Source organism: Martinezella calliandrae, assembly GCF_030272695.1.
Classification (GTDB): domain Bacteria; phylum Pseudomonadota; class Alphaproteobacteria; order Rhizobiales; family Rhizobiaceae; genus Rhizobium; species Rhizobium calliandrae.
The window spans coordinates 1-2,217 of the sequence record NZ_JARFYN010000133.1 but is presented as its reverse complement, the minus strand read 5'-3'; the positions used below and the strand labels follow the sequence as shown (position 1 = coordinate 2,217).

At 60.8% G+C, this 2,217-nt stretch carries 2 protein-coding genes; both read left to right on the top strand.

The features are described from left to right. Nucleotides 1-75 precede the first annotated feature (75 nt). Entirely contained in the window at nt 76-1,362 is a 1,287-nt protein-coding gene (gene istA, locus PY650_RS36290) for an IS21 family transposase (protein WP_285884913.1), read from the top strand. Further along, the gene (istB, locus tag PY650_RS36285; protein ID WP_285884911.1) at nt 1,362-2,162 is read left to right on the top strand and encodes an IS21-like element ISSme2 family helper ATPase IstB; all 801 of its coding nucleotides are present in this window, start codon (nt 1,362-1,364) and stop codon (nt 2,160-2,162) included. The genes istA and istB overlap by 1 nt, the downstream gene beginning before the upstream one ends. Nucleotides 2,163-2,217: the final 55 nt, after the last annotated feature.

The following is a 2,217-nucleotide window of genomic DNA, read 5'->3' as shown; positions in this document are numbered from 1 at the left end:
TGTCGGGCGAAATGAGAAACTGACCCCCTAACGAAGCGAAGAACTGACCCCTCGTATCAAAACGAGGAGAGATGGATGTCGAGCGAGATTTCATCGCATCCTGCATTGTCGCGAACGATGCAGGGCGGGGATATGCTTCAGGCGGATGAGGTGGTGGCAATGTTGCGGCTTCATGAGCTCGGTTGGGGTGCCAAGCGCCTGTCCAAGGAATTTGGATGCGCGCGTAACACGGTTCGCCGATACCTTCGAGAGGGCGGAGCTGCACCGTTTAAAAAGCCCGATCGGCGCAGTGCGTTCGACGGGCTTGATGACTGGCTTCGAGAGCGTTTTTTCCGGCATGATGGTAATGCGGATGTGATCCGCCAAGAATTGGCGAGTGAGCACGGAATTATCATCGGGCTGCGTTCTGTGGAGCTACGAGTGCGGCAGTGGCGGCGAGAGCTAAAGGCACAGAAGCGGGCGACGGTCCGCTTCGAGACGGCGCCGGGCCATCAGATGCAGATCGACTTTGGTGACACGAAGGTGTGGATCGGCGGCGAACGGGTTCGGGTTCACCTGTTCGTGGGGACGCTGGGTTATTCGCGGCGCATGCATGCTCGCGCGTCGCTCAGAGAGCGGCAGGCGGACTGGTTCGAGGGGATGGAAGGGGCCTTCCTGCGGTTTGGCGGGGTTCCGGCGGAAGTGCTGATCGACAATGCGAAAGCCTTGATCGAGCATCATGATGCGGCGACGCGAGAGGTGAGATTGAACGCGCGACTGCATGCTTTTGCACGTTATTGGGGCTTCACGCCGCGGGCCTGTGCACCGTATCGGGCGAGAACGAAGGGCAAGGACGAGCGCGGGGTCGGCTACGTCAAGAAGAACGCGATCGCCGGCCGGCGCTTCGAGAGCTGGGCCGAGTTCGAAGCGCACCTTGATCGATGGACACGCGAAATTGCCGATCAGCGTGAACACGGCACCACCGGTGTCAAACCGGCGGAACGTTTTGCCGACGAAGCCAAGGCGCTCCGCCCACTGGCCGGACGGGCACCCTTCGGACAATTGCGGGATCTGGTTCGCAAGGTTCAAGCCGATTGCGCGATCGACCTAGATACCAACAGCTACTCTGTCCCTTGGCGCCTGATCGGCGAAAGCGTTCAGGTCGTGGTGCTGGGCGGCCGCGTGATTATCCGTCACGCCGGCCAGGTCGTCGCCGACCATCCTCTGTGCCGCGGGCGACGACAACGAATTGAGGACCGGGCGCATTTTGTTGGCGTGGCCGGCTTCGAGGGGCCGGTGCTTAAAGAACCCATCGAGGTCGCTCCCGCTGTCTTGCTGCGGCCGCTTGCGGAATATGAGGCGGTGGTTGGAGGAGGCTGGTGATGACGAACGTGGATCATGATGTACTGATCGCAACGCTCGATCGGCTGAAGCTGACGGCGATCCGCGACCAGCTCGACACGTTGCTGGACGAGGCAGCTCGTTCGAAGATGACGTTGCGCGAGGCTCTCGCCTTCCTGGTGTCGCGCGAGATCGCCAGGCGCGACGAGCGGCGGATATCGATGTCGAGCAAGCTGGCGCAGTTCCCGTTCGTGCGCGAACTGGATGGCTTCGACTTCGAAGCGCAGCCCTCGCTGGATCAGGGGCAGATTAGAGAGCTTGCGACCTGCCGCTGGATCGCTCACGGTGACACCGTGCTATTCCTTGGGCCGCCAGGGACAGGCAAGACGCACCTGGCTGTGAGCCTCGGCCGCGAGGCCATCCGCCAGAATTACAACGTCCAGTTCGTCACGGCGGCTACCTTGGTGGCGATGCTGGCGAAGGCTCACAACGACGGCACGCTGGACAAGCAGTTAACGATCTTGTCGCGACCAAAACTGCTAATCATCGATGAGCTTGGCTATTTACCGTTCGAGGCCAATGCCGCCCACCTGTTCTTCCAACTGGTGTCCCGGCGCTACGAAAAGGGCTCGATCCTGATCACCTCAAATCGCTCTGTGGGCGAATGGGGAAGTGTTTTTGGGGACGCTGTTGTCGCCACGGCGATATTGGACCGTCTGCTTCACCACTCGACGGTGATCACTATCCGGGGCGACAGCTACCGGCTTCGCGAAAAGCGCCGCTCCGGCCTTCTGCAGAAGGCCGGAGCGGCGCTTGAAACCAACGAAACCGCAAACCAATGAAGGGGGTCAGTTCCTCAATTCGACGAGGGGGTCAATTCTTCGATTCGCTTGACAG